Source organism: Nocardioides sp. J9 (assembly GCF_007829375.1).
Classification (GTDB): Bacteria; Actinomycetota; Actinomycetes; order Propionibacteriales; family Nocardioidaceae; genus Nocardioides.
On the sequence record NZ_VLJQ01000035.1, the window covers coordinates 56,578 to 79,349 of the forward strand.

The following is a 22,772-nucleotide window of genomic DNA, read 5'->3' on the forward strand; positions in this document are numbered from 1 at the left end:
CGCTTTGATGGACGGGTGAGCAGGCGGCTGTGGCGACGGGGCCACCTCGGCAGCGATGCCGACCGGGCGGCCTTCCGCGCGCTGCACCAGGCCTCCCTCGCCTCCCCCGCGCTGCGCGAGGGCCTGACCAGCACCAGCGCGGAACGCGCGATCCGCCACCTGCGCACGCTGCTCGGCACGCCGGCACTGGCGATCACCGACACCGAGGCGGTGCTCGCCTGGGACGGCGACGGCGCCCACCACGCCGACCAGGCCGCCGAGGTCGGGCTGCTCGCGATCGAGAAGGGCAGCACCCGCACCGTCGACCGCTCGCAGCTCGGCTGCCAGCAACCGGGGTGCCCCGTGCGCACCGGCGTGGTCAGCCCCCTCGTCGTGGACGGCCGGGTGCTCGGCACGGTGCAGGCGTTCTCGCCGATCCCGACCGCCGGCCTGGTGCGCGCGACCGAGGAGGTCGCCGAGTGGGTGTCGGGGCAGCTGGAGCTGGCCGAGCTCGACGCCCACCGCAACCGGCTGATCGAGGCCGAGGTGCGGGCGCTGCGGGCGCAGATCAGCCCGCACTTCGTCTACAACTCGCTCAACGCGATCGCCAGCTTCGTGCGCACCGACCCCGACCGGGCCCGCGAGCTGCTGCTGGAGTTCGCCGACTTCACCCGCTACTCCTTCCGGCGCCACGGCGAGTTCACCACGCTCGCCGAGGAGCTGAACTCCATCGAGCGCTACCTGCTGCTGGAGCAGGCCCGCTTCGGTGACCGGCTCCAGGTCACGCTCAACGTCGCGCCCGAGGTGCTGCCGGTCGTCGTACCGTTCCTGTGCATCCAGCCGCTGGTGGAGAACGCCGTGCGGCACGGCCTCGAGGGCGCCGACCAGACCGGGAAGCTGACGATCGACGCCCACGACCGGGGCCACGAGGCGGTGATCGAGGTCGAGGACAACGGCGTCGGCGAGGACCCCGAGAAGGTGCGCCGGGCCCTGGCCGGCGACGCGGCCCTCGACTCGGTGGGCCTGGGCAACGTGGACGCCCGGCTGCGCGCGACCTTCGGCGACGACTACGGTCTCGTCGTGGAGACCGCGCCGGGAGCAGGGACGAAGGTGATCGTGCGGGTGCCGAAGTTCGCGCCCGGCGTCAGCGTCAGCGGTGTCGGCGGGATGCGCTCGTGAGCGGCCTGCGCGTCCTGGTCGTCGACGACGAGCGGCCGGCGCTCGACGAGCTGACCTACCTGCTCGACGCCGACCCCCGCGTGGCCGAGGTGGTCGCCTGCCCGTCTGCGACCGACACCCTGCGCATCCTGCGCGAGCGCGAGGTCGACTGCGTCTTCCTCGACATCCAGATGCCCGGCCTGAGCGGGCTCGAGCTGGCCGAGGTGCTCGGCCGCTTCAAGCAGCCGCCGCCGGTCGTCTTCGTCACCGCGCACGAGCAGCACGCCGTCGAGGCCTTCGACCTGCGCGCGGTGGACTACGTCCTCAAGCCGGTCCGCCCGGAGCGGCTCGCCGAGGCGGTACGACGCGTGCTCGCGGCCGGCGCCCCGCCCGAGCCGGCTCCCGACACCCAGGTCGCCGTGGAGCGTGGCGGCGTGACCCGCTTCGTCGACCGCGGCGAGATCACGCACGTGGAGGCGCAGGGCGACTACGCCCGGCTGCACACCGCCGCCGGCGACGCCTACCTGGTGCGGGTGCCGCTCACGACGCTCGAGGAGCAGTGGGCCGAGGCCGGCTTCCACCGGATCCACCGCTCGCTGCTCGTCGCGCTCGCCCACGTGACCGAGGTGCGCAGCGACGCCGGGCGCACGACCGTGATGGTCGGCGACACCGAGCTGCCGGTGAGCCGGCGGCACTCCCGTGCGCTGCGCGACGTGCTGGTCCGCCGCGCCCGGGCCGGGGGCCCGGCGCGGTGACCGAGCGGGTCCGGGTCACCGGACCGCCCCGGCACACGGCCGCCGGGCGGGGGGCGAGCCGGCTCGGCGACGTGCACGAGCAGACCGCGCTCGGCGACGTCTACCTGCGCTCGCTGCTGCGCGAGCAGCTCGGCCTGGCGATCGCCGTCCTGGCCGCGCTGGCGCTCACCCTCGGCCTGCTGCCACTCGCCTTCCACCTGTGGCCCGAGCTCGGCGGCGTCAGTGTCGGGGGCGTGCCGCTGGCGTGGCTGCTGCTCGGCGTGGTCGTCTACCCGTTCCTGCTCCTGCTGGGCTGGCGCTACGTGCGCAGCGTGGAGCGCAACGAGCGCGACTTCGCCGACCTCGTCGAGGGCCCGGAGTGAGCCCGTGCTGAGCACCGACGCCCTGCCCGGCCTGCTCGCGGTCCTCGCCGTCACCGTCGCGACGGTGGCGATCGGCACGTGGGGGCTGAGGTTCTCCCGCACCACGAGCGACTTCTTCGTGGCCTCCCGCACCGTCCGCCCGCGGCTCAACGCCTCGGCGATCGGCGGGGAGTACCTCTCGGCCGCGTCCTTCCTGGGCATCGCCGGCCTGCTGCTGGTCGGCGGTGCGGACATGCTCTGGTACCCCGTCGGGTGGACCGCGGGCTACCTCGTGCTGCTCGTCCTCGTCGCCGCACCGCTGCGCCGCTCCGGCGCCTACACGCTGCCCGACTTCGCGGAGGCGCGGCTCGGGTCGCGGTGGGTGCGCGCCGCGTCGTCCCTGCTCGTCGTCGGTGTCGGCTGGCTCTACCTCGTGCCGCAGTTCAAGGGCGCCGGGATCACCCTGGAGTCGGCGATCGGCGCGCCGGAGTGGGTGGGCCCGGTCATCGTCGGCCTGGTCGTGGTGGTCAACGTGATGTCCGGCGGGATGCGCTCGATCACGTTCGTGCAGGCCTTCCAGTACTGGCTGAAGCTCACCGCGCTGCTGGTGCCGGCGATGGTGCTGCTGGTCGTGTGGTGGGGCGACGGGCGACCCGCGGGGCACGGGCTCGGCGGCGGGTGGTCCGACCCGGTCGCCGGCGACGGCGCGATCGGCCTCTACTCCACCTACTCGCTGATCATCGCGCTCTTCCTCGGCACGATGGGCCTGCCGCACGTGGTGGTCCGCTTCTACACCAACCCCGACGGCCGCGGCGCGCGACGCACGACGCTCGCGGTGCTGGCCCTGCTCGGGCTGTTCTACCTCTGGCCGCCGGTCTACGCCGCACTCGGCCGGGTGTACGGCGACCCGCTGGTCCGCGACGGCCGGGCGGACGTGCTCGTCCTGGAGCTGCCGCGGCTGATGCTGCAGGGCATCGGTGGCGAGCTGCTGACCGGCCTGGTCACGGCTGGCGCGTTCGCGGCCTTCCTGTCGACCGCGTCCGGGCTGGTGATCGCGGTCTCCGGGGTGCTCACCCAGGACGTGACCAGCCGCTGGGTCGGCGAGCACTCCGGTGCGGGCGGCTCCACCGGCTCCGTCGCGACGGCGTTCCGGCTCGCGGCGGCGGTGGCGGTCGTCGTACCGCTGCTGGTGACGCTGCTGGTCGGCCGGGTCGGGGTGGCCCAGTCGGTCGGCCTGGCGTTCGCGGTGGCAGCGTCGACCTTCTGCCCCCTGCTGGTGCTGGGGATCTGGTGGCGCGGGCTCACCGACGCCGGCGCGATCGCCGGCCTCGCGGCCGGCGGCCTGGGCGCCGGCGGCGCCGCTGTGCTGAACCTCTTCGGCTTCCAGGCCGACGGCTGGGCCGGCGCCCTGCTCACCCAGCCGGCCGCGTGGAGCGTGCCGCTGGCGTTCGCGGTCATGGCGGGCGTCTCGCTGGCGACCGCCGGGCGCGCGCCCGCGCACGCCCGGCGGTTCCTGGTCCGGCTGCACACGCCGGAGACCCTCGGCCGCGGGCCGCTCACTCGAGCGGAGTGACCACCCAGTCCACGTCGATGTCGGTGTAGCCGTCCTCGTGCCAGCTGCCGGTGATCTCGCGCTTCGTGCGGTCCCACGGCAGGGTGTCCGGTCCTCCGTTGCTGGCGACCCAGACCTGGAAGTACTCGTCCGGCGTGGTGGTCGTGCCGTTGCCGCAGCTCTTCGAGTAGGTGCCGTGGCCGCCGGCCACGACGTCGAGCCAGTAGAGGTCCGCGGACGGCACCAGGCCGAGGTCGCCGGTGAAGTCCGCGCCGCCGAACGACCCGACGTGCGTCCACGCGCAGTTCTCGTTGCTGCCCTTGACGTCGAAGGTGCCGGTGACGCTCTCCTCGCGCCAGAAGGTGGTCGTCGCCGGGTCGCCCGCCCGCTTGAGCACCATCTTCACCGTCCAGTTGCGCACCTCGTACGGCGTCGTCTCGTGGCCGTGCAGCGTGGCCAGCCAGCGCTCGGGCAGCTCCTCGCCCCGGCAGGAGCGGATCACCTCGGCGGTGCAGGTGTCCGGGTCGGTCGGCGAGTTGCCGGGACCACCCGGCGCGCCGCCGTGGCAGTTGTCGGTGCCCGGACCGCCGTCGCAGGTGTCGGTGCCGAAGCCGCCCTTCAGGTCGACGTCGTCCCCGCCACCCGCGGAGATCGTGTCGTCGCCGTCGCCGCCGGAGATGACGTCGGCATGTGCGCCGCCGTGCAGGCGGTCGTGCCCGGGACCGCCGTCGAGCAGGGTGCCCTCCCACGACGTCTTCATCAGGTCGTTGCCCGGGCCGCCGTGAAGCGCCTGGCCGTCGTCGCCGGTGACGATCGTGTCGTTGCCGGCCTCGCCGAAGGCGAAGCCGCCCACACCGGGCCCCGGGGTGATCTGGTCGTCGCCCCCGCCGCCGCGCAGGACGTCGGTGCCGGGACCGCCGTAGATCCGGTCGTTCCCGGCACCGCCCTCGATCCGGTCGTCGCCGCGGCCACCCTCGANGCCGCCCACACCGGGCCCCGGGGTGATCTGGTCGGCGCCGCCGTTGGCCAGGACGTGGTCGTTGCCGGCCCCGCCGTCGATCACGTCGGGGAACCCGCTCCCCTCGATCCGGTCGTCGCCGCGGCCACCCTCGATGAGCGTGTCGCTCCTGCTGGTGCGCAGCACGTCGTCGTGGTCCCCGCCGTAGAGGCCGATGCCGGGCGCCTGGGCGATGACGAGGTCGCGGCCGGCGTCACCGTAGAGCAGGCCGCCCGTGCCGGCGCCGGAGCGGATGGTGTCGTTGCCGGCGCCGCCGCAGATGACGTCGGGGCCGCCCCGGCCGTCGACGACGTCGTTGCCGCCGCGGGCGACGATGACGTCCCGGCCGCCGGTGCCGTTGATGCGGTCGGCCCCGTTGGTGCCGACGATGGTCGCCTTGAGGCCCGCACACCTGGGCGTGGCCGCGTCGGCGCTCTCGGCGAGGGCGAGGCTGGCCGGGCCCAGCAGCGCGGCGGCGAGGACGAGGGAGAGCTTCCTGTTCACCCTCCGAGCGTGGGCGTTCCCGCTTGCAGCCCGCTTGGGGCCGGCTTGCGGCGCCGGTGCGGCCCGCCTGCGGCGCCCGGGACGTTGGTCCCGATGTCCGCCCGGCCGTCGTGACCCGCGGACCCGGTGTCCGTTGGACGGTCGGCCTACCAGCCCAACCGGCGATAACCGTACACATGTGTACGGTTGTGGGCTAGGGTGCGGCAGGGTCACGCAGGCAGCCGGCGACGGCAGGGAGGCACGATGTCCGGAGGGGCGGCATGAGCGCGGCCGCGCGCACGGCCGTGCTGACGCGTCCCCTCGTCCCGGTCGGCGAGCTGCTCGTCTTCGCGCTCGAGGTGCTGCGCGGGCTGTTCCGGCGCCCGTTCGCGTGGCGCGAGCTCTCCGACCAGGCGTGGTTCGCCACCCGGGTCTCCCTGCTCCCGGCGTGCGCGATCACCATCCCGTTCGGCGCGGTGCTCGCCCTGCAGATCGGCTCCCTCTTCGACCAGCTCGGCGCTCGCTCCTTCACCGGCGCCGTCGCCGTGGTCGGCATCGTGCAGCAGGCCGCACCGATCGCGACCGTGGTCATCGTGGCGGGTGCCGCCGGCACCGCCGTCGCCGCCGACCTCGGCTCCCGCAAGATCCGCGAGGAGCTGGACGCGCTGGAGGTCCTCGGCCTCAACGTCATCGACCGGCTCGTCGTGCCCCGCGTGCTGGCGATGGGCGTGGTCGCCGCGCTGCTCAACGCGATCGCCACCAGCGTCGGCATCATCGGCGCCTACGCCTTCAACGTGCTGGTGCAGGGCGGCTCCCCCGGCGCCTACCTCGCCAGCTTCAGCGCCCTCGCCCAGCTGCCCGACCTCTACGTCGGCGAGCTCAAGGCGTTCCTCTTCGGCATCCTCGCCGGCATCGTCGCGACCTACCAGGGCGTGCGCGCCAAGGGCGGCGCCCGCGGCGTGGGCGACGGCGTCAACCAGTCGGTCGTGATCGCGTTCGTCGTGCTCTTCCTCGCGAACGCGCTGCTGACGGCGCTCTACTACGAGCTCGTCCCGCCGAAGGGACTCTGAGGTGGCACCCACGACCCGCAGCGCCGAGCGGCGCGCGATGCCCGGCTACGCGAGCCTCGCCGACCTCGGTCGCCAGGTCGCCTTCTACGGCCAGGTCCTGCGCGGCGTCCCGCACGCCGTGCGCCACCACCGCGGCGAGGTGCTGCGCCTGCTCACCGAGGTCTCCTTCGGCCGCGGCGCCCTCGTGCTGGTCGCCGGCACCGTCGGCATCCTCGTCTTCGAGGTCGTCGCCGTCGGCAGCGTGGTCGGCCTCGTCGGCTACCAGGGCCTGCAGCAGGTCGGGATCGAGCCGTACGTCGGCTTCCTGTCGGCGTACTTCAACACCCGCGAGGTCGCGCCCCTCATCGCCGGCAACGCGCTCGTCGCCACCGTCGGCGCCGGGTTCACCGCGCAGATCGGGGCGATGCGGATCAGCGAGGAGATCGACGCCCTCGAGGTGATGTCGATCCGCTCCATCCCCTACCTGGTGACCACCCGGATGATCGCGGCGTTCGTCGCCGTCATCCCGCTCTACCTGATCGCGCTGGTCGGCACCTACGCCTCCACGCAGGCGGTCTCGGTGCACTACTACGGCCTCACCGGCGGCACCTACGACCACTACTTCAGCCTGTTCCTGCCGCCCGTCGACGTCGCCTACTCCTTCGGGAAGGTGCTCGTCTTCGCGGTCATCCTGACCCTCGTCTGCTGCTACTACGGCTACTCCGCGAGCGGCGGCCCCGCCGGCGTGGGGGTCGCAGTGGGCCGCGCGGTCCGGCTCTCCATCGTGATGATCATCGTGGCGGACTTCTTCCTCAGCCTCGCGCTGTGGGGGTCCACGACGACCGTCAGGCTGGCGGGTTAGCGACGTGCCCGCCCCCACCGCCTGGCAGCAGCACCGGCACGCCCTCCTGGGTGTCGGCTACCTCGTCGTCCTCGCGCTGCTCGTCTCGGTCAGCATCGCGGCCTACAACAAGGACCTGCCCTGGCAGCGCACCGCGCACGTCGAGGTCCTCACCACGCGCGCCGGCCTCGAGCTCAACAAGTACGCCGACGTGAAGCTGCAGGGGCGCGTCGTCGGGGAGGTCCGCGACATCCGCTCCCGCGACGGCCGCACGGTGATCGAGCTCGGCATCCAGCCCGACGAGCTGGAGCGGATCCCCGCCGACGTCGACGCGGCCATCGTGCCGAAGACCCTGTTCGGCCAGAAGTACGTCGACCTGCTCCCCCGGACCACCGGCCCCGCCGGACGGGGCGCCAGCGGCACGGCCGCCGCCAGCGCGTCCGGTCCCCGGCTCACCGACGGGGCGACGATCGAGCAGACCGCGACCGCGACCGAGATCGGCGACGTCTACGACAAGCTCGTGCCGGTGCTGCGCGCGATCGACCCCGCCCGCCTCTCGACGGTCCTGACCACGCTCGCGGCCACGCTCGAGGGCCGCGGCGGCCAGGTGCGCGACACCCTCGACAACCTCGACACCTTCCTCGCCGAGCTCGACCCCCACCTCGACACCCTCGACACCGACCTGCGGCTGCTCGCCCGCACCCTCGACGGGTACGACGCCGCCGCACCCGACGTGCTGACCAACCTCGCCAACGTCACCGCCCTCACCGAGGACCTGCTGGTGCCGGCCGAGAAACGGCTCGGCCGGTTCCTCGCCACCCTGACCGACCTGTCCGACACCGCCCGCGAGGTGCTGGCGGAGAACCGCGACGACCTGGTCCGGCTCGTGGTCCGCGGCGAGCCCCTCACCGCGCTCCTCGCGGAGTACTCCCCCATGCTCGCCTGCTCCATCGACGGCCTGCGCCGCGTCGACCTCCACGGCAACCAGACCACCGGCGCCCGCGGGCCCTACGTGCTGCTGAGCATCGACATGTTCATCGTGCGCCAGCCCTACTCCGCGCCCGCCGACCTGCCGTCCAACCCGGAGAGCGACGCCGCGCTCGACACCCTGCCGGCACCGATCCGGTCGTGGGAGCCGCACTGCCCCCGCTTCGGCCAGCAGGTCCACGAAGCCGTCGACGCGCTGCCCCGCAGCCTGCCGGCGCTGCCCAACCAGGTCATCACCAGCGAGCACGGCGACGAGCGCACCCCGCAGCCGCAGGCGGGCTCGTCGGCCCGCAGCCGCGCCGTCGACGTCGAGGGCCGTCGCCTCGCGGTCGCGACGGCACTGGCGCGCGACCTGCTCGCCCGGCTGGACGGCTCGGCCGGCGAAGACGGCGAGGACGAGGAGCGCGGCGACGCCGAGCTCGGCGGCCTGCTCATCGCCCCGCTGCTGGGCGGCGACCCGCTGGAGGTGCCCTGATGGCTGACGTCCGCATCCCCGCGCCCGAGGTGAAGAGGCAGCCGCGGATCCCCACCTCCGCCTACAAGATGCTCGTCTTCGCGACGGTCACCATCGCGCTGTTCGGCCTGCTCGCGACGATCGTCGGCAACATCTCCTTCGCCCCGACCCGGACCTTCCACGCGAACTTCACCGACGCCACCGGCGTGACCGTGGGCGACAAGGTCCGGCTATCCGGCGTCGAGGTCGGCCGGGTCACCGGGGTCGAGCTCGACGGCGAGCTGGACGCCCGGCACGCCCGGATCACCTTCACCGTCGACGAGGACGTGCCGCTCCACGACTCGGCGACACTGGCGCTGCGCTACGAGAACATCGTCGGCCGGCGCTACCTGGCGATCAGCCAGGAGCCCGGGGCCACCCCGCTCGAGGCCGGCACGACCATCGACGTCGGCCGGACCTCGCCGGCGCTCAACCTGACCGTGCTCTTCAACGGCTTCCAGCCGCTCTTCCGCGCGCTCGACCCCGAGCAGACCAACCGCCTCGCCGACCTGATGGTCCGCACGCTGCAGGGCGAGGGCACGACGTACGCCTCGCTGCTGCGCAGCACCGCTAGCCTCACCTCCGAGCTCGCGGACCGCGACCAGGTCATCGGCAACGTCGTCGACAACCTCGGCGCCGTCCTGTCGACGATCGCGGACCGCGACGCCCGCCTGACCCGGCTGATCGTCACCTTCCGGGACCTCATGCAGGGCCTCGCGAAGGACCGCGACGCCATCTCCACCGCCCTGCCGGACCTCTCGAACCTGCTCACCGTCTCCACCGGGCTGATCCGCGACGTGCGCGGACCGCTGCGCAAGGACGTCGCGCACCTGTCCGACATCGTCGCGGTGCTCGACAAGGACCGACCCCTGATCGAGGAGTCCCTCCAGCGCCTGCCGCGGCGCAACCGGGCCCAGACCCGCACCGGCTCCTACGGCTCGCAGTTCAACTTCTACATGTGCGGCATCGAGCTCAACGTGCGCCTCCTGGGCGGGGAGTACCTGCTGTCCTCGCCGGGGATCTCGGCCAACGAGCGCTCGACGATCTGCGCCGGCACCGAGGAGGGGAACCTGCAGTGAAGGTCCCCTCGCTCATCCGCTTCGGGCGCCGCTACCCGGCGCTGCTGGCCCTGCAGGGCATCGTGCTGTTCGTCGCCGCGACCCTGCTCGTGTTCAACCTCGACCGGGTGCCGCTGTTCGCCGGCACGCCCTACCGCGTGGTCTTCAGCGACGCGTCCGGACTCCAGGGCGGCGAGGAGGTGCGCATCTCGGGCATCAAGGTCGGCAAGGTGACCGGCATCGAGCTGGTCCGCGACACCGTCGTGGTCGACCTCGAGCTCGACGACGTCGAGATCGGCGACCGCACCTCCGCGAGCATCGAGATCCGGACCCTGCTCGGGCAGCACTACGTCGCGCTCACCCCCGCCGGCACCGAGCCGCTGCGGGCCGGCGCCACCATCCCGCTCGAGCGCACCACCACGCCGATGAACATCGTGCCGACCCTCCAGCAGGCCACCGGCACGCTCGCCGGGATCGACACCGACCGGCTGGCCGAGGCGTTCGACTCGCTCGCCGAGGTGGTCGAGGCGGCCGCCCCCGAGGCGCAGGGCGCGCTGGACGGGCTCAGCCGGCTCTCCACGACGCTGGCCAGCCGGGACGCCCAGGTCCGCCGGCTGTTCCGCGACGCCGAGCAGGTCACCGAGGTGCTGGCCGCGCGCGACTCCGAGCTCGCCGAGCTGCTGGGCGACACCTCCGCGGTGCTGGAGATGCTGGACCGGCGCAAGGAGGTGGTCTCCGCGATCATCAAGGACACCAGCGCCTTCGCCACTCAGCTGCGCAGCCTGGTGACCGACAACAAGGCGGCGCTGGAGCCGACGCTCACCAGGCTGGACCGGGTGCTCGACGTGCTCCGCGAGCACGAGGAGCAGCTCGGCGAGTCCATCGAGGGCACCGTGCGCTACGGCAAGACCTTCACCAACGTCGGTGGCACCGGGCCGTGGTTCGACGGCACGATCAAGCTGCCCGCCGGGTACGCCGTGTGCGCCTCCGACGAGCGCACCATCGTCAACCAGCTGCTCGACCCGGTGCTCTCCCAGCTCAACGAGGCCCTCAACGGCAGCACCTCGCCGTGCCTGCCGCTGGGACCGGCCGCGACCTCGGCCGTGGAGGCGAAGCAGTGATGGCAGCGACGAGGCGGTCGAAGGCGGCCCGGGTGGTCCTGGGGCTCGCCGTGGTGCTCGCGGTGGTGGCCGGCGTGCTCGCGTGGGACCGCGCCAGCACCCCGCCGGACCGCACCCTGGTCGCCACCTTCCCGCGCACCACCAGCCTCTACGAGGGCGCCCCGGTCAAGGTCCTCGGCGTCCGGGTCGGCACCGTCACCGACATCGAGGTGAAGGGCACGGCGGTCGAGGTGACCATGACCTACGACCCCGACGTGCGGCTGCGCCCCGACGTGACCGCCGCGATCGTCCCGCCGTCGATCGTGGGCGACCGCTTCGTCCAGCTCGCCCCGGCCTGGGCCGGCGGCGAGGTGCTCGCCGACGGCGCCCGCATCGGCCAGGACCGCACCGCCGTGCCCCTCGAGCTCGACGAGACCTTCCAGCAGCTCGACGACCTCGCCGTGGCACTCGGCCCGGACGGTGCCGACCGGGACGGCGCCCTGTCCCGGCTCACCGCCGCCGGCGCGAAAGCACTGGAGGGCAACGGCCGTCGGCTCAACACCACCCTGCACCAGCTCTCCCGCGCGCTCGGCACGCTCGCCGAGGTCGACGGGGACGCCCAGGACGTCGTCGCCGACGCCGCCCGGCTGACCCGCACCCTCGCCGAGAACGACGACCAGGTCCGGCGCCTGGTGCTGAGCCTCGCCGAGGTCAGCGCGCAGCTCTCGGCCCAGCGCACCGACCTCACCCGCGCGGTCGAGGGACTCTCCGAGGCCCTCGGCGAGGTCCGGGAGTTCACCCGCACCAACCGCGCCACCATCACCTCCAGCATCAAGGGGCTGACCATCGTCTCGCAGACGCTGGACGACCACCTCGACGACCTGACCGATCTGCTCGACCTGGTCCCGGTCGGCTTCGCCAACGCGATGGCGATCTACGCGCCGAACAACTGGGACCCCGAGCACCCCGAGGACAGCGTCGTCGGTGGCCGCACCGGCTCGCTGGCCCTGCGCGGCAACTTCACCGAGGACCTCGGCGTGCAGCTGTCCTACACGCTCGGTGCGGTGTGCACCCAGGCCACCGGCGCCGAGGCCGCCCGGCTGCTGCCCTTCTGCGCGGCCCTGCGCGCCGCCGGCAACAGCATCGGCACCCTGCTCACCGCCATCGCGAAGGGGCAGCAGACCGGCAGTCTCGACGGCCCGCTCGGTGACATCGTGGCCGCGGTCCAGGCGGCCCTGCGGGCGGCAGGGGGCGGGCAGTGAATCGGCGGACGTCCCCGGCCGCCGGACTGCTCGGGCTCGCGCTGGTCGCCACCGCCTGCGGCTACGAGGGCCCCCAGAGCATCCCGCTGCCCGGCGGCGCCGGTGCCGGCGGCTACGAGGTGGTGGTGACCCTCGAGGACGCCACCAACCTCGTCGCCAAGGCGACCTGCCGCTCGGGCGACACCGTCGTCGGCAGCATCGCCTCGGTCGAGCTCGACGAGAACCTCGACGCGCGCGTGGTGTGCCGCATCGACCAGGACGTCGAGCTGCCTGCGAACGCGGTCGCCACCCTGCGCGAGACCAGCCTCCTCGGCGAGCGGTACGTCGCCCTCGACCCGCCGACCGACGAGGAGCCCACCGGGCGCCTGGCCCCCGGCGCGGAGATCCCCGCCAGCCGGACGACCGCGCAGCCCGACACCGAGATGGTGCTCGGCGCGCTGTCCCTCGTGCTCAACGGCGGCTCGCTCGGCAGCATCGAGACCATCTCCCGCGAGCTCAGCACCGCCCTCGAGCAGCCCGGCGACGTCCGCACCACCACCCGGCGGCTCGAGGCGCTGGTGAGCACCCTCGACGGCCGGCGCGACAGCCTCGTGCAGGCGCTCGAGTCCCTCAGCCGGCTCAGCGCCACGCTCGCCGACCAGCGCTCGGTGATCGGTCAGGCGCTGGACGCCGTGCCCGACGGCCTGGCCGCCCTCGACCGGCAGCGGCCCGCGCTGACCCGCACCCTGCGCCGGCTCTCGCGGCTCTCGCGCACCGCCGTCCCGCTGATCCGGGACACCCGGGCGGCCACGGTGCGGGACCTGGAGAACCTCGAGCCGGTGCTCGCCCAGCTCAACCTCGCCAAGCGGGACCTGTCGCAGACCGTGGAGCGGCTGGCCTCCTTCCCGTTCTCGCGCAACGCACTGTCGACGATCAAGGGTGACTACGCCGGCATGTACGGCCAGGTGCTGATCGACGTCGACACCGTCAACGCCCTGCTTGCCTCGCTGGCCGAGCTGGCGCCCGGCGGGGCCGGCAGCCGCGGGCAGTCCCCGGCCCGCACCGGCGGCGACGCGGGCAGCCCGGCCGGCGCGGGGACGACGGACGGCGGGCGGAGGAAGCCCGCGACGGTGGCCGAGCTGCTCGAGTCGCTGGACCTGTCCACGATCGTCGGCGAGGTCACCGAGGGGCTGACCGGCGCCCTCGACCTCTCCTCCCTGCTCAAGCCGACCGGAAGCGCCGCGAAGGGTGCCCCGCCGAAGGACCTCGGCGAGCTGCTCACCGGGGGTGGCCGATGACCTCCACCATCCGGCTCAAGCTGGTCGCCTTCCTCGGCGTGATCGCGGTGACGCTCGCCTACGGCACCACCCAGTTCTTCGACGTCACGAGCCTGCTCCACGGCCCCGACCGGGTCGAGATCCAGTTCAGCGACCCGGGCGGGATCTACCGGCGCGCCGACGTCGAGCTGCTCGGCACCCGCGTCGGCTCGGTCGTCGAGGTGCTCCCCGGCCCCGGCACCGCGTCGACGGTCGTCGTCGAGCTGCGCCACGACGCCGAGGTCCCCGTCGACGTCGCCGCGGTGGTGAGCAGCAAGTCCGCCATCGGTGAGCAGTACGTCGCCCTCACGCCCGGCTCCGCCGGCGGGCCGCGGCTCGACGACGGTGACGTCGTCCCCCTCGAGCGCACCAGCGCGCCACCCGACCTGGCCGCGCTGGTCAGCAACCTCGACGCGCTCGCGGGATCGGTCGACCCCGACGACCTCGACGTCATCCTCACCGAGGCAGCTGCAGGCCTCGAGGGCGTCGGCCCCACGCTGCAGTCCGTGCTCGACGACGCCGACCAGCTCACCCGCAGCGCGGTCGAGAGCGCCGACGACCTGACCGCCCTGATCGACGGTGCCCAGCGGGTGCTGGACACCCAGGTCGACCTGCTCGGCGAGACGCGCGCCGGGCAGTCCGACCTCGCCGCGCTGACCACCCGCCTGCGCGAGCTCGACGACACCTTCGACGACGTCTTCCGCCAGGGCATCGCGGCCGGGGGCGACCTCAGCGGCCTGCTGCGCGACAACCAGGACGCCCTCCCCGTGCTGCTCGGCAACCTGGTCGCGATCACCGACGTCGCGGCCGACCGGCTCCCGCACCTGCGCAAGGGGCTGGTGATCTTCCCGCACATCCTCGAGCAGAACATCCAGACGCTGCGGCACTGCGACAGCCTCGACCCCGTCACCGGCAAGGCGATCGAGTCGACCTGCCACTACGACGAGGACGGCAACCCGATCTACAGCGCACACATCGCGATCGTCCTGCCGACGGTCCCCCTCGCGCCGCCGTGCACGAAGGGCTACGAGTCGAAGAAGCGCTACAACCCCGACGGCACGCCGGTCGACGGCAAGGGCCCGAACCAGCCCGACGACGCCCCGGTCCCCGAGGACATCACGTGCACCTCGTCGCCGTACGACCCGACCGGGCCGAACGTTCGCGGCTTCCAGAACGTGCCGAGGGGCGGTGCGCCGCTCCACCGGGCCGCATCACAGTGGGGCCGTGCGATCTACAACCCGACGAGCGGCATCATGGTGACGCCCGACGGCCGCTCGACGCAGGTCACCAGCCCGACGGCGCCGACCGGGTCGGACGGGCTCGGCTGGCTCCTGACCCGCAACCTCGAGGACTGACGTGGAAGAGGACCTTCAGGAGGGCGGGACGGACCGCCGCGAGCAGCGCGACAAGGTGGTCTCCCTCGGCCTGGCCGTGGTGCTGGCCGCGCTGCTCGTCGCCGCCGGCTGGCTGTGGTGGTCGCAGCGCGACGACGGGTCCCCGGCCGGTGCGCTGAGCAGTGCCCGCACGGCCGTCACGACGTTCTTCGACATGGACCACGAGACCATCGAGGAGGACCTCGACGCGATGGCCGCGCTGAGCACCGGCGAGTTCGCGAAGGCGTACGGCGCCGAGCGCGAGAAGCTCGCCGAGCAGGTGACCACGAAGGAGCTGGTCATCACCTCGACCATCGTCGAGCAGGGCACGGCCGTGGAGTACCTCCACGAGGACCACGCGCAGGTCCTCGTCGCCGTCGACGCCACGACCGAGGACAGCGGGGGCGCGGCCGAGACGGCGCACTACCGGATGCGGGTCGTGCTCGACCGCACCGACGACACCTGGCTGGTCTCGGGCCTGGAGCAGGTCGGATGAGCCGCCGCGTCGTCGCCCTGCTCGTCGCGGTCGCCCTCGCCGCCGGCCTGGTCGGCTGGCTGGCGACCCGCCCCGACCCGCGGCCCCAGCGCCCGTCGCTGGCCGAGGACGCGTCGTACACCGCCGGCACGGTGCCGACAGCGCCCGAGGGCTCGCTGCAGGCCGTGGCGGACCTGCTCCCCACGGCGCTGTCCTACGACCACGGCGACCTCGACGCCTCCCTCGCCGCGGCCACCGCCACGATGACCTCCGCCTTCGCGAAGGACTACACGACGACCTTCGAGGCCACCGTGCGCCCGCTGGCGACGTCGAAGGGCGCCGTCTCCGAGGCGCACGTGCGGGCCGCCGGGCTGGTCCGCTCCGCCGACGACGACCAGGCGGTGGCGCTCGCCTTCGTCGACCAGGTCCTGGTCTCGAGCAAGGGCCAGGCGGCCGACCAGCCGGTCAAGGTCAGCCAGGTCCGCGTCCTCGTCGGCGTGCGCAAGGTCGACGGCGAGTGGCGCATCGACAGCATCGACCCGGTCTGAGCCCCGTCCGGCCTGAGCCGGGCCCGGCGCCCGTCAGCGGGTGACCAGGCGGAGCAGCTCCTCGATCTCCTCGGCCGTCGGCTTGGGCAGGCCCGACTGGCCGTGGGCGAAGCCGATGCCGGCGTAGACGAGCAGGCCGGCGAGGACGCGGGCCTCTGCGGCGTCACCGCGCAGCTCGAGCAGGGCGCCCTCGACGAGCGAGAAGACGAAGCTGTCGCCCTCGGCGATCATCTCCGCGACCCGCGGCTCCGAGCGCGCCCACTCCCGCAGCGCCCGCTCCACGCCCCAGTTGGAGTCGTCGACCAGGTGCATGGTCATCGCGTGCAGCCGCTCCCGGGCAGGCAGCTGGTCGAGCTCGGCGAGCTGCTCGAGGACGGTGCGGGTCTCGGCGATCCAGCGCTCGGCCATCGCGGCGTGCAGGGCACCGAGGTCGGAGAAGTGCCAGTAGAAGCTGCCGCGGGTGACGCCGGCGTGCTTGCACACCGTGTTGATGTCGACGCCGGCGATGCCCTCGGCGACCAGCACCTCGAGCGCGGCCGCGGCCCAGTCGTCGGCGGTGAGCCGGCTGCCGCGGGAGCGGCGTACCGAGGTCGTCACGACCGCTCCTTCCTTCGTCCGTGCTGCGGTCACCGCAGCGCCGCCCGGACGAGGCCCTGGACCACGGGGTCGCGCGGCAGCGCGAAGTGGGAGGACCGGGCAGCCGGGTCGTGCTCCTGCACCACCAGCGTAGACACGCCGTCGCGCACCCCCGACGTCCAGGGCACGACCAGGCCGTCCGTGCGCGAGACGACGTCGACCTGCTGGAGGCCGGCCGGGCGCAGCCCTGCGGCCTGCAGGCCGCGCAGGAAGTCCGAGCCCTTGATGAGCTCGCGGCACGACGCGCAGGCGCCATCCATCAGCAGCTTCTCGACGCCGAGCACGAGGTCGTAGGTGCCCGCGTCGCGGCTGAGCTGCTCGAGGTCGCCGAGCCCGGCGAGGTTGGTGCCGTCCCACAGGGAGCCGACGGAGACCAGCCGGCGCACCGGCAGGCCCGGCGTGAGCTGGACCGAGCGCAGCGCGAGCAGCGACCCGGCACCGACCGCGACCACGTCGACCTCCCGCGCGGGGGCGGTGGCAGCGGTCGCGGCCACCCGGCGGGACAGGGCGGGGGCGGCCTGCTCCATCGAGGCGAGCCCGCCGGGCAGGTTCGAGACCACGGCGGGGAGCAGGTTCGAGAGCAGCGGCAGCACGGGGGCGAGGGCCGGTGCCGGACCCCACGCCTCGGCGACCACGCAGCGCCCGTCTGCGGCGAGGACCGCGGCCAGGCCCGACACCGACGCCGGGGTGCCCAGCAGGTCGTGCACCAGCACGACGGGCGGAGCGGTCGTCGTACCGCGGCAGGGGGTGGTGTCCGCGCGGGCCGCCGGCCCCGGCAGGCCGAGCACCAGCGCGGCCGCGAGCAGCACCGCCAGCAGCACCGTGAGCGGGGCCCGGGACGGGGCGCGAAGTCGGGGCACGGGAAGAAACCGTACACAAATGTACGGTTTTGGGATAGTGTCCCGGTCGTGACCTCCCTCGGCCGCCGCGCCTTCATCACCGGTGCCGGCATCGTGGGCGCCAGCTCCGTGCTGCGCTCGGCGACCGCCCGCCCGAGCGCCGCCGAGGTGTCGGCGCTGAAGTCTCCCCTCCTCTTCCACTCGCCGAAGGTCCAGCCCTTCCGCGACGTGCTGCCGGTGCCGCCCGTCATCGACAGCACGGACGTGACCCTGTCCGCGCGCACGACGCTGCACCGCTTCCACCGCGACTGGGACGCCGTGCCGAGCTTCGGGTACGGCGACCAGACCTACCTCGGGCCGACCCTGGTCAGCCACCGCGACCAGCCGTGGACCCTGCGCACGCGCAACGAGCTCGGGCTGCACCCGTTCGCCAGGGACGTCGACCACTCGCTGCACGACGTGGCGGCCGACTTCGGCACCCGTCCGCGCACGACCACCCACCTGCACGGCGGCATCACCCCGGCCTCGCAGGACGGCCACCCGCTCGACTTCGTCGTCCCGGGCGAGGAGCTGGTCTACCGGTTCCCGACCCGCCAGGAGGCGACCCACCTCTGGTACCACGACCACTCGATGGCGACGACCCGCCTCAACGTGGCCGCCGGCCTCGCCGGGATGAACATCGTCCGCGACGAGTTCGACACCGGGCGACCCGACAACCCGCTCGGCCTGCCGGCCGGCGACTTCGAGGTCCCGCTGGTGCTGCAGGAGAAGATCTTCGGCGCCGGCGGCCGGCAGAACATCCGCTCGACCTGGATCGTCCCGCAGGGCAAGTGGGAGGGCGGTGCCGTCGGCGACGTCGGCCTCGTCAACGGCGTGGTCTGGCCGGAGATGCAGGTGGCCCGCGGGCTCTACCGGTTCCGGGTGATCAACGCCGGGTCGTTCAGCGTGTGGCGGCTGTTCTTCTCCAACCAGATGAAGTTCTGGGTGATCGGCAACGACGGCGGCCTGCTCGACGCCCCCGTGCAGACCACCAGCGTGCGGCTCTCGCCCGCCGAGCGCGTCGACATCCTCGTCGACTTCGCGGGCCTGGCCGCGGGCGAGACCGTCGAGCTGCGCAACGACGAGAAGCCGCCCGGCCAGGCCGCCGTCCTGGGCGAGGTCACCATGCCGCTGTTCTGCCGGTTCCGGGCGACCGCCGCACGCGGTTTCGCCGGTCCGGTGCCGACCCGGCTGCGCGGCGGCCGCGGACTGCCCGAGGCGCTCCCACCGGTCCTCCGGCCGACCCGCCGGCGCGTCGTGAGCATCCTGCAGGACACCGACCTGCGCATCCCGCCGGCCCTGATGAGCCTCAACAACCTCGGGTTCACCACGACCGACGTCGAGAAGCCGGTCCAGGGCACCACCGAGGTCTGGGACATGGTCAACGTGACCCCGGACCCGCACGCCATGCACGTCCACCTCGTGCACATGCGGATCCTGGACCGCCAGCGGATCAACAACGCCGCGCTGCGTGCCGCCAACCCGCGGCCGCGCCACGGCAGGCGCTGGACCCCCTCGCCCGACCGCTACCTCCAGGGCGCGCCCACCGGGCCCGCGCCGTGGGAGGCCGGGCTCAAGGACACCGTCCTCGCCCACGGCCACTCCGTCACCCGCGTCGTGGTGCGCTGGCCCACCGCCGAGGAGCTCGGCTTCGACCCCGACCTCGCCTACGTCCCGCAGGGCGCCACGGCCCGCGCGGCGCTGGCCGCCGGGCACGGCAGTCATGACGGTCAGGGCAGCCACGACGGGCACAACGGCCACGACGCCCCCGCGGCCGGTACGACGCCCGCCGCCACCGGCGAGCACGGCCCGGGCGGCGGGTCCACCACCGCGGACGGCAAGGTCCGCGGCTACGTGTGGCACTGCCACATGCTCGACCACGAGGACCACGACATGATGCTGCCGCTGCACGTGGTGGCCCCCTGACCCCCGACCCGACCCTTCCCGAGGAGCACCCGTGAGCACCGACGTCAGCACCGCCCCCGCCCCCACCGGCGCGCCGGGCGAGGTCTGCCCGACCCGGTTCAAGTACTGGGAGCGCAAGGACCTGCCGCACTGGCAGCGTCGCCGCCGCATCTTCCAGAAGCTGACCGGCCACGACCTGTTCCCCACCGACGAGCAGGCCCGGATGCTGTGCGAGGACCAGTTCGCCGGCGACCCGCTCGCCGAGGAGTTCGTGGCCGAGGTGTTCTTCGGCAAGGAGTACGGCCACGCCAGGGGCCGCAAGCTGCTCGACCAGGCGCTCGACCACGGGATCGAGTCGATCCCGGACGCCCCGGAGTCGATGAAGGCGCTGTTCGCCGACATGGAGACCGTGCCGGACTGGGTGGACCGCGAGCTGGTGGAGCTCGGCGCCGCCACCTGGCGCCGCTGGGGCACGATGCTGTTCAGCGTCGCCGGCGCCATCACCCTCGAGATCTACACCGAGGGGGCGGTCGCGATGCCGCTGTCGCTGGCCGGTGGGTACGCCGGCGACAACGCCCTGCGCCGGTTCCTGGAGACCAACAAGTTCTGGATCGACGTCTCCCAGCCGGGCCAGCTCTTCGAGAAGAACTCCCAGGCCCGCAAGACCGCCATGCAGGTGCGGGTCATGCACGTCGCGGTCCGCAAGCGGGTCAAGGACCACCCGGAGTGGAACTTCGAGGGCTGGGGCCTGCCGATCAGCCAGACCTACGAGCAGATGACCCAGATCGGCGGCGCCGTCGCGCCGGCGCTCAGCCTGTGGCTGGCGGGCGTGCAGACCACGCCGAAGGAGATGCGGGCACTCATCCACTTCAACCGCTACATGGGGCACCTGCTCGGCGTGAAGCCGCGCTGGGCGCCGGACACCATCATCGAGCAGGTCCAGACGCTGATGATGACGACCGCGGCCCGCAGCTACGACTCGGGCAAGGCCGGCAAGGAGCTCATCGAGTCCTTCCCTGCGGCCTTCGCCCCGCGACCGGGCCAGACGGGCCTCAAGCGGCTGCGTGCGGCGTACAACTACCGCATCTACTCGGCGTACTGCGCACTGTGGATGGCACCGGAGACCCGCCGGCTCTACGACATGCCGTCGGCGTTCCCGTGGATCCTGCTGGTGTTCGCCCGCTGGCCGCTGATGACGGTCGTCGAGCTGCTGCGCCGGCTGCCGGTGCTCAAGCAGCTGCACGGCGACGTCATGGACTGGCACCGCAAGTCCTGGTGGGAGGCCCAGATGGAGGGGCGTCGCGCCGAGTTCGACGCCAGCAGCGCGCTGCGCCGCTGACGTCCTGCACCAGAGCCAACCCACTCCATCCCGCTCCCCACCCGACTGCACCCGCAGCACCAACGCACCGACCGCACCGACCGCACCGACCGCACCGACCGCACCGACAGGCAAGGACAACCCGTGGCCATCACGATCACCGAGGGCTGGAACGGCCCCGGCAGCAAGGACGGCAAGCTCACCGTCGTCGAGCCCAGGGACAACGCGCTCCACCCGAGCGACTCGAAGTGGTCCTTCGAGCACTGGTACTTCGACGCCCGCCTCGACACCGGCCACACGGTCGTGGTGTTCCTGCAGAAGCGCCGCCCCGAGGAGCCGCCGAACAGCAAGCCGGTCGTGGAGGTCGTCGTCTACTTCCCCGACGGCACCCGGCGCCAGATCATCAAGCACTACCCGCGGATGGCGTTCGAGGCGTCGGCCGAGAAGTGCCAGGCGCGCGTCGCGCACAACACCTGCGAGCTGATCAGCACCGACCCGCTGCCGGTGCACCGGGTCCAGGTCGCCGAGGACGGCGTCGAGTTCGACTTCACCTTCACCAACGAGCTCCCCTCGTGGATGCCGGGCGAGGGCTACACGAAGTACGGCGACACCGACTTCTTCGCGTGGGTCGTCCCCGCGCCGCGGGCGAAGGTCACCGGCACCCTGTCGATCGACGGCCAGGACATCCCCGTCGACGGCCTGGGCTACGCCGACCACAACTGGGGCGTCGGCAACATGACCCGCGTCATCGAGCGCTGGCACTGGGGCCGGCTCTACACCGACCGGTTCTCCCTGATCTACGCGATGGTCGGCACCCAGAAGCGCTTCGACCACCACCAGTCGCAGCCGCTCATGCTGGCCAAGGACGGCGAGATCATCCTGTCGACCGGCGAGCTCACCCTCACCGAGGGCCCGACGGCCTACAACGCCGACGCCCGGCGCAGCTACCCCACCTGGATCCGGATGGAGACCGAGGCCTCCGCCGACGGCGTCACCGACGCCCAGGTGACGCTGCAGATGAACGTCCGGGACGTCATCCACGGCCACGACCTGCTCGACGACATCCCGGTCGTCGGCACGAAGATCGGCGGGGCGCTCCTCAAGCCGATCATCCACAAGGTCGTCGGCCAGCCCGGCTACTTCCGGTTCCTCTCCGACTTCGAGCTCACGGTGACCGTCGACGGCGAGACCATCGTCGAGACCGGCACCACGCTGCACGAGCTCGTCGCGCTGACGTAGGCCACCACGGCTCCCACCGGCCCCGGACGCCGTACTTGTCGGCCGGTTCCCGGACTTGTTGGCTGCTGCAGCGGCCAACAAGTTCGGGAATCGCCGCCTAGGCGGTGATTCCCGGGCCGCGGCGACGTGCCTGCCCCCGGGCCGCCAGCACGCCACCACCAGACTCCAAGCGAACTCCAAGCGCGGCTTCCTAGCGTCCTCGGCGAACCGGCCGGCGGCGCCTTGTGGGGGTGCCGCCCGCCGGGCAGACCACCGATCCGCACGCCGTCCGCGGCGGGTCCGTCCGACGAGGAGCCACCCGTGCACCACCCTGCCCGCTTCGCCGCACCTGCCGTGCTGGTGCTCGCCCTGGGCATCGCCGCCTGCGGCGGCGACGATCCCGGTCCGCGCAAGGTCGCCAGCCCGTCCGTGCTGTCCAAGGTCCCCGACGCCACCCCCGACGTCGAGGAGACCCCGACCGACCAGCCGAGCGACCAGCCGAGCGACCAGCCGAGCGACCAGCCGAGCGACCAGCCGACCGACGAGGGCGACGCGACGACGCTCGTCGACTACTTCGCCGCCGAGGGCATCGGGCAGACCGCGCTCGGTCCCGACGACGACGGCCCGGTCATCGACCTGCCGCAGCCGGAGGGCTGGAGCCCGAGCGACGACTACAGCGCCGAGGCGCCGTACGGCGCGCTGGTCTACGACGCCGCCACCGAGCCGACCGACCCGCCGCGGGTGCTGGCCCTGCTGGTGCGCATCGAGGGCGAGGCCGACCCGGGCAAGATCCTGGAGCTGGCGCCCGGCGAGCTGGAGCAGCTCGAGCACTTCACGCCGAACGGTCCCGGCACGCCCAGCACCCTCGGCGCCTACGACGCCGTGCAGGTCAGCGGCAGCTACTCCAACGGCGGCCACGAGCTCGTCATCGCCCAGAAGACCGTGGTGATCCCGGACGGCGACGACCTCTACGTCCTGCAGCTCAACGCCTACGCCTTCCCCGAGGAGGCCGACCAGCTGGCCGTGGCGCTGCGCGCGATCGACGCCAGCACGACCATCCAGGTCTGAGGA

21 protein-coding genes are annotated in these 22,772 nt (G+C 73.1%); 18 read left to right on the forward strand and 3 right to left on the reverse strand.

Annotated features, from left to right (window positions below; genetic code table 11):
- Positions 1-15: 15 nt before the first annotated feature.
- The 4 genes from L615_RS03290 to L615_RS03305 are packed head-to-tail and all read left to right on the forward strand — an operon-like array spanning position 16 to position 3,806.
- Positions 16-1,158 (forward strand): sensor histidine kinase, encoded by a 1,143-nt coding sequence (locus L615_RS03290; protein WP_145724105.1) that lies wholly within the window; start codon positions 16-18, stop codon positions 1,156-1,158.
- Entirely contained in the window at positions 1,155-1,892 is a 738-nt protein-coding gene (locus L615_RS03295; protein ID WP_145724106.1) for a LytTR family DNA-binding domain-containing protein, read from the forward strand. The genes L615_RS03290 and L615_RS03295 overlap by 4 nt, the downstream gene beginning before the upstream one ends.
- Entirely contained in the window at positions 1,889-2,254 is a 366-nt protein-coding gene (locus tag L615_RS03300) for a hypothetical protein (protein ID WP_145724107.1), read from the forward strand. Before L615_RS03295 ends, L615_RS03300 begins: the two co-directional genes overlap by 4 nt.
- A 4-nt stretch (positions 2,255-2,258) precedes the next feature.
- Entirely contained in the window at positions 2,259-3,806 is a 1,548-nt protein-coding gene (locus L615_RS03305; RefSeq protein ID WP_315897768.1) for a cation acetate symporter, read from the forward strand.
- On the opposite strand, the gene L615_RS03310 is transcribed toward L615_RS03305, so the two are convergent.
- Positions 3,790-5,286: a calcium-binding protein gene (locus L615_RS03310; protein ID WP_145724108.1), complete on the reverse strand. Its 1,497-nt coding sequence runs from the start codon at positions 5,284-5,286 to the stop codon at positions 3,790-3,792. The genes L615_RS03305 and L615_RS03310 overlap by 17 nt on opposite strands.
- Before the next feature lie 284 nt (positions 5,287-5,570).
- On the opposite strand from L615_RS03310, the gene L615_RS03315 reads away from it, so the two are divergent.
- Genes L615_RS03315 through L615_RS03360 form a run of 10 tightly spaced genes read left to right on the forward strand, consistent with a single transcriptional unit; the run spans position 5,571 to position 15,746 of the window.
- On the forward strand, positions 5,571-6,335 hold the full coding sequence (locus tag L615_RS03315) for an MlaE family ABC transporter permease (RefSeq protein ID WP_396954702.1): 765 nt from the start codon (positions 5,571-5,573) through the stop codon (positions 6,333-6,335).
- Positions 6,336-6,372: 37 nt separating this feature from the next.
- Positions 6,373-7,176 (forward strand): ABC transporter permease, encoded by an 804-nt coding sequence (locus tag L615_RS03320; protein WP_145724125.1) that lies wholly within the window; start codon positions 6,373-6,375, stop codon positions 7,174-7,176.
- Positions 7,177-7,180: 4 nt separating this feature from the next.
- Positions 7,181-8,617, forward strand: a complete 1,437-nt coding sequence (locus L615_RS03325) for an MCE family protein (protein WP_145724110.1) — start codon at positions 7,181-7,183, stop codon at positions 8,615-8,617.
- A complete protein-coding gene (locus L615_RS03330; RefSeq protein WP_145724111.1) occupies positions 8,617-9,714 on the forward strand; it encodes an MCE family protein in 1,098 nt (365 codons plus the stop codon). The genes L615_RS03325 and L615_RS03330 overlap by 1 nt, the downstream gene beginning before the upstream one ends.
- Complete coding sequence (locus L615_RS03335) at positions 9,711-10,814, forward strand: MCE family protein (protein WP_186449705.1); 1,104 nt, start codon at positions 9,711-9,713, stop codon at positions 10,812-10,814. Before L615_RS03330 ends, L615_RS03335 begins: the two co-directional genes overlap by 4 nt.
- Entirely contained in the window at positions 10,814-12,055 is a 1,242-nt protein-coding gene (locus L615_RS03340) for an MCE family protein (RefSeq protein WP_145724113.1), read from the forward strand. Before L615_RS03335 ends, L615_RS03340 begins: the two co-directional genes overlap by 1 nt.
- Positions 12,052-13,332: an MCE family protein gene (locus L615_RS03345; protein WP_145724114.1), complete on the forward strand. Its 1,281-nt coding sequence runs from the start codon at positions 12,052-12,054 to the stop codon at positions 13,330-13,332. The genes L615_RS03340 and L615_RS03345 overlap by 4 nt, the downstream gene beginning before the upstream one ends.
- A complete protein-coding gene (locus L615_RS03350; RefSeq protein WP_145724115.1) occupies positions 13,329-14,705 on the forward strand; it encodes an MCE family protein in 1,377 nt (458 codons plus the stop codon). The genes L615_RS03345 and L615_RS03350 overlap by 4 nt, the downstream gene beginning before the upstream one ends.
- 1 nt (position 14,706) lies before the next feature.
- Complete coding sequence (locus L615_RS03355) at positions 14,707-15,219, forward strand: hypothetical protein (RefSeq protein ID WP_028656248.1); 513 nt, start codon at positions 14,707-14,709, stop codon at positions 15,217-15,219.
- Positions 15,216-15,746, forward strand: coding sequence for a hypothetical protein (locus tag L615_RS03360; RefSeq protein WP_145724116.1), 531 nt, complete (start codon positions 15,216-15,218; stop codon positions 15,744-15,746). Before L615_RS03355 ends, L615_RS03360 begins: the two co-directional genes overlap by 4 nt.
- A 33-nt stretch (positions 15,747-15,779) precedes the next feature.
- Here the strand turns inward: L615_RS03360 and L615_RS23060 are convergent, their stop codons facing one another.
- Positions 15,780-16,343 carry a TetR/AcrR family transcriptional regulator gene (locus tag L615_RS23060; protein WP_028656246.1) on the reverse strand — a complete coding sequence of 188 codons (564 nt, stop codon included), beginning with the start codon at positions 16,341-16,343 and terminating at the stop codon, positions 15,780-15,782.
- Positions 16,344-16,372: 29 nt separating this feature from the next.
- Positions 16,373-17,242, reverse strand: a complete 870-nt coding sequence (locus L615_RS23065) for a triacylglycerol lipase (protein WP_186449706.1) — start codon at positions 17,240-17,242, stop codon at positions 16,373-16,375.
- Between the two features lie 48 nt (positions 17,243-17,290).
- Between L615_RS23065 and L615_RS03370 the strand changes: the two genes are divergently transcribed.
- The 4 genes from L615_RS03370 to L615_RS03385 all read left to right on the forward strand — a co-directional run bounded on the left by L615_RS03370 (position 17,291) and on the right by L615_RS03385 (position 22,769).
- Complete coding sequence (locus tag L615_RS03370) at positions 17,291-19,186, forward strand: multicopper oxidase family protein (RefSeq protein ID WP_145724117.1); 1,896 nt, start codon at positions 17,291-17,293, stop codon at positions 19,184-19,186.
- A gap of 31 nt (positions 19,187-19,217) precedes the next feature.
- Positions 19,218-20,504 carry an oxygenase MpaB family protein gene (locus L615_RS03375; RefSeq protein ID WP_051485926.1) on the forward strand — a complete coding sequence of 429 codons (1,287 nt, stop codon included), beginning with the start codon at positions 19,218-19,220 and terminating at the stop codon, positions 20,502-20,504.
- A 123-nt stretch (positions 20,505-20,627) separates the two neighbouring features.
- On the forward strand, positions 20,628-21,722 hold the full coding sequence (locus tag L615_RS03380) for a lipocalin-like domain-containing protein (protein ID WP_145724118.1): 1,095 nt from the start codon (positions 20,628-20,630) through the stop codon (positions 21,720-21,722).
- A gap of 300 nt (positions 21,723-22,022) precedes the next feature.
- Positions 22,023-22,769, forward strand: a complete 747-nt coding sequence (locus tag L615_RS03385; protein WP_186449707.1) for an LpqN/LpqT family lipoprotein — start codon at positions 22,023-22,025, stop codon at positions 22,767-22,769.
- Positions 22,770-22,772 lie beyond the last annotated feature (3 nt).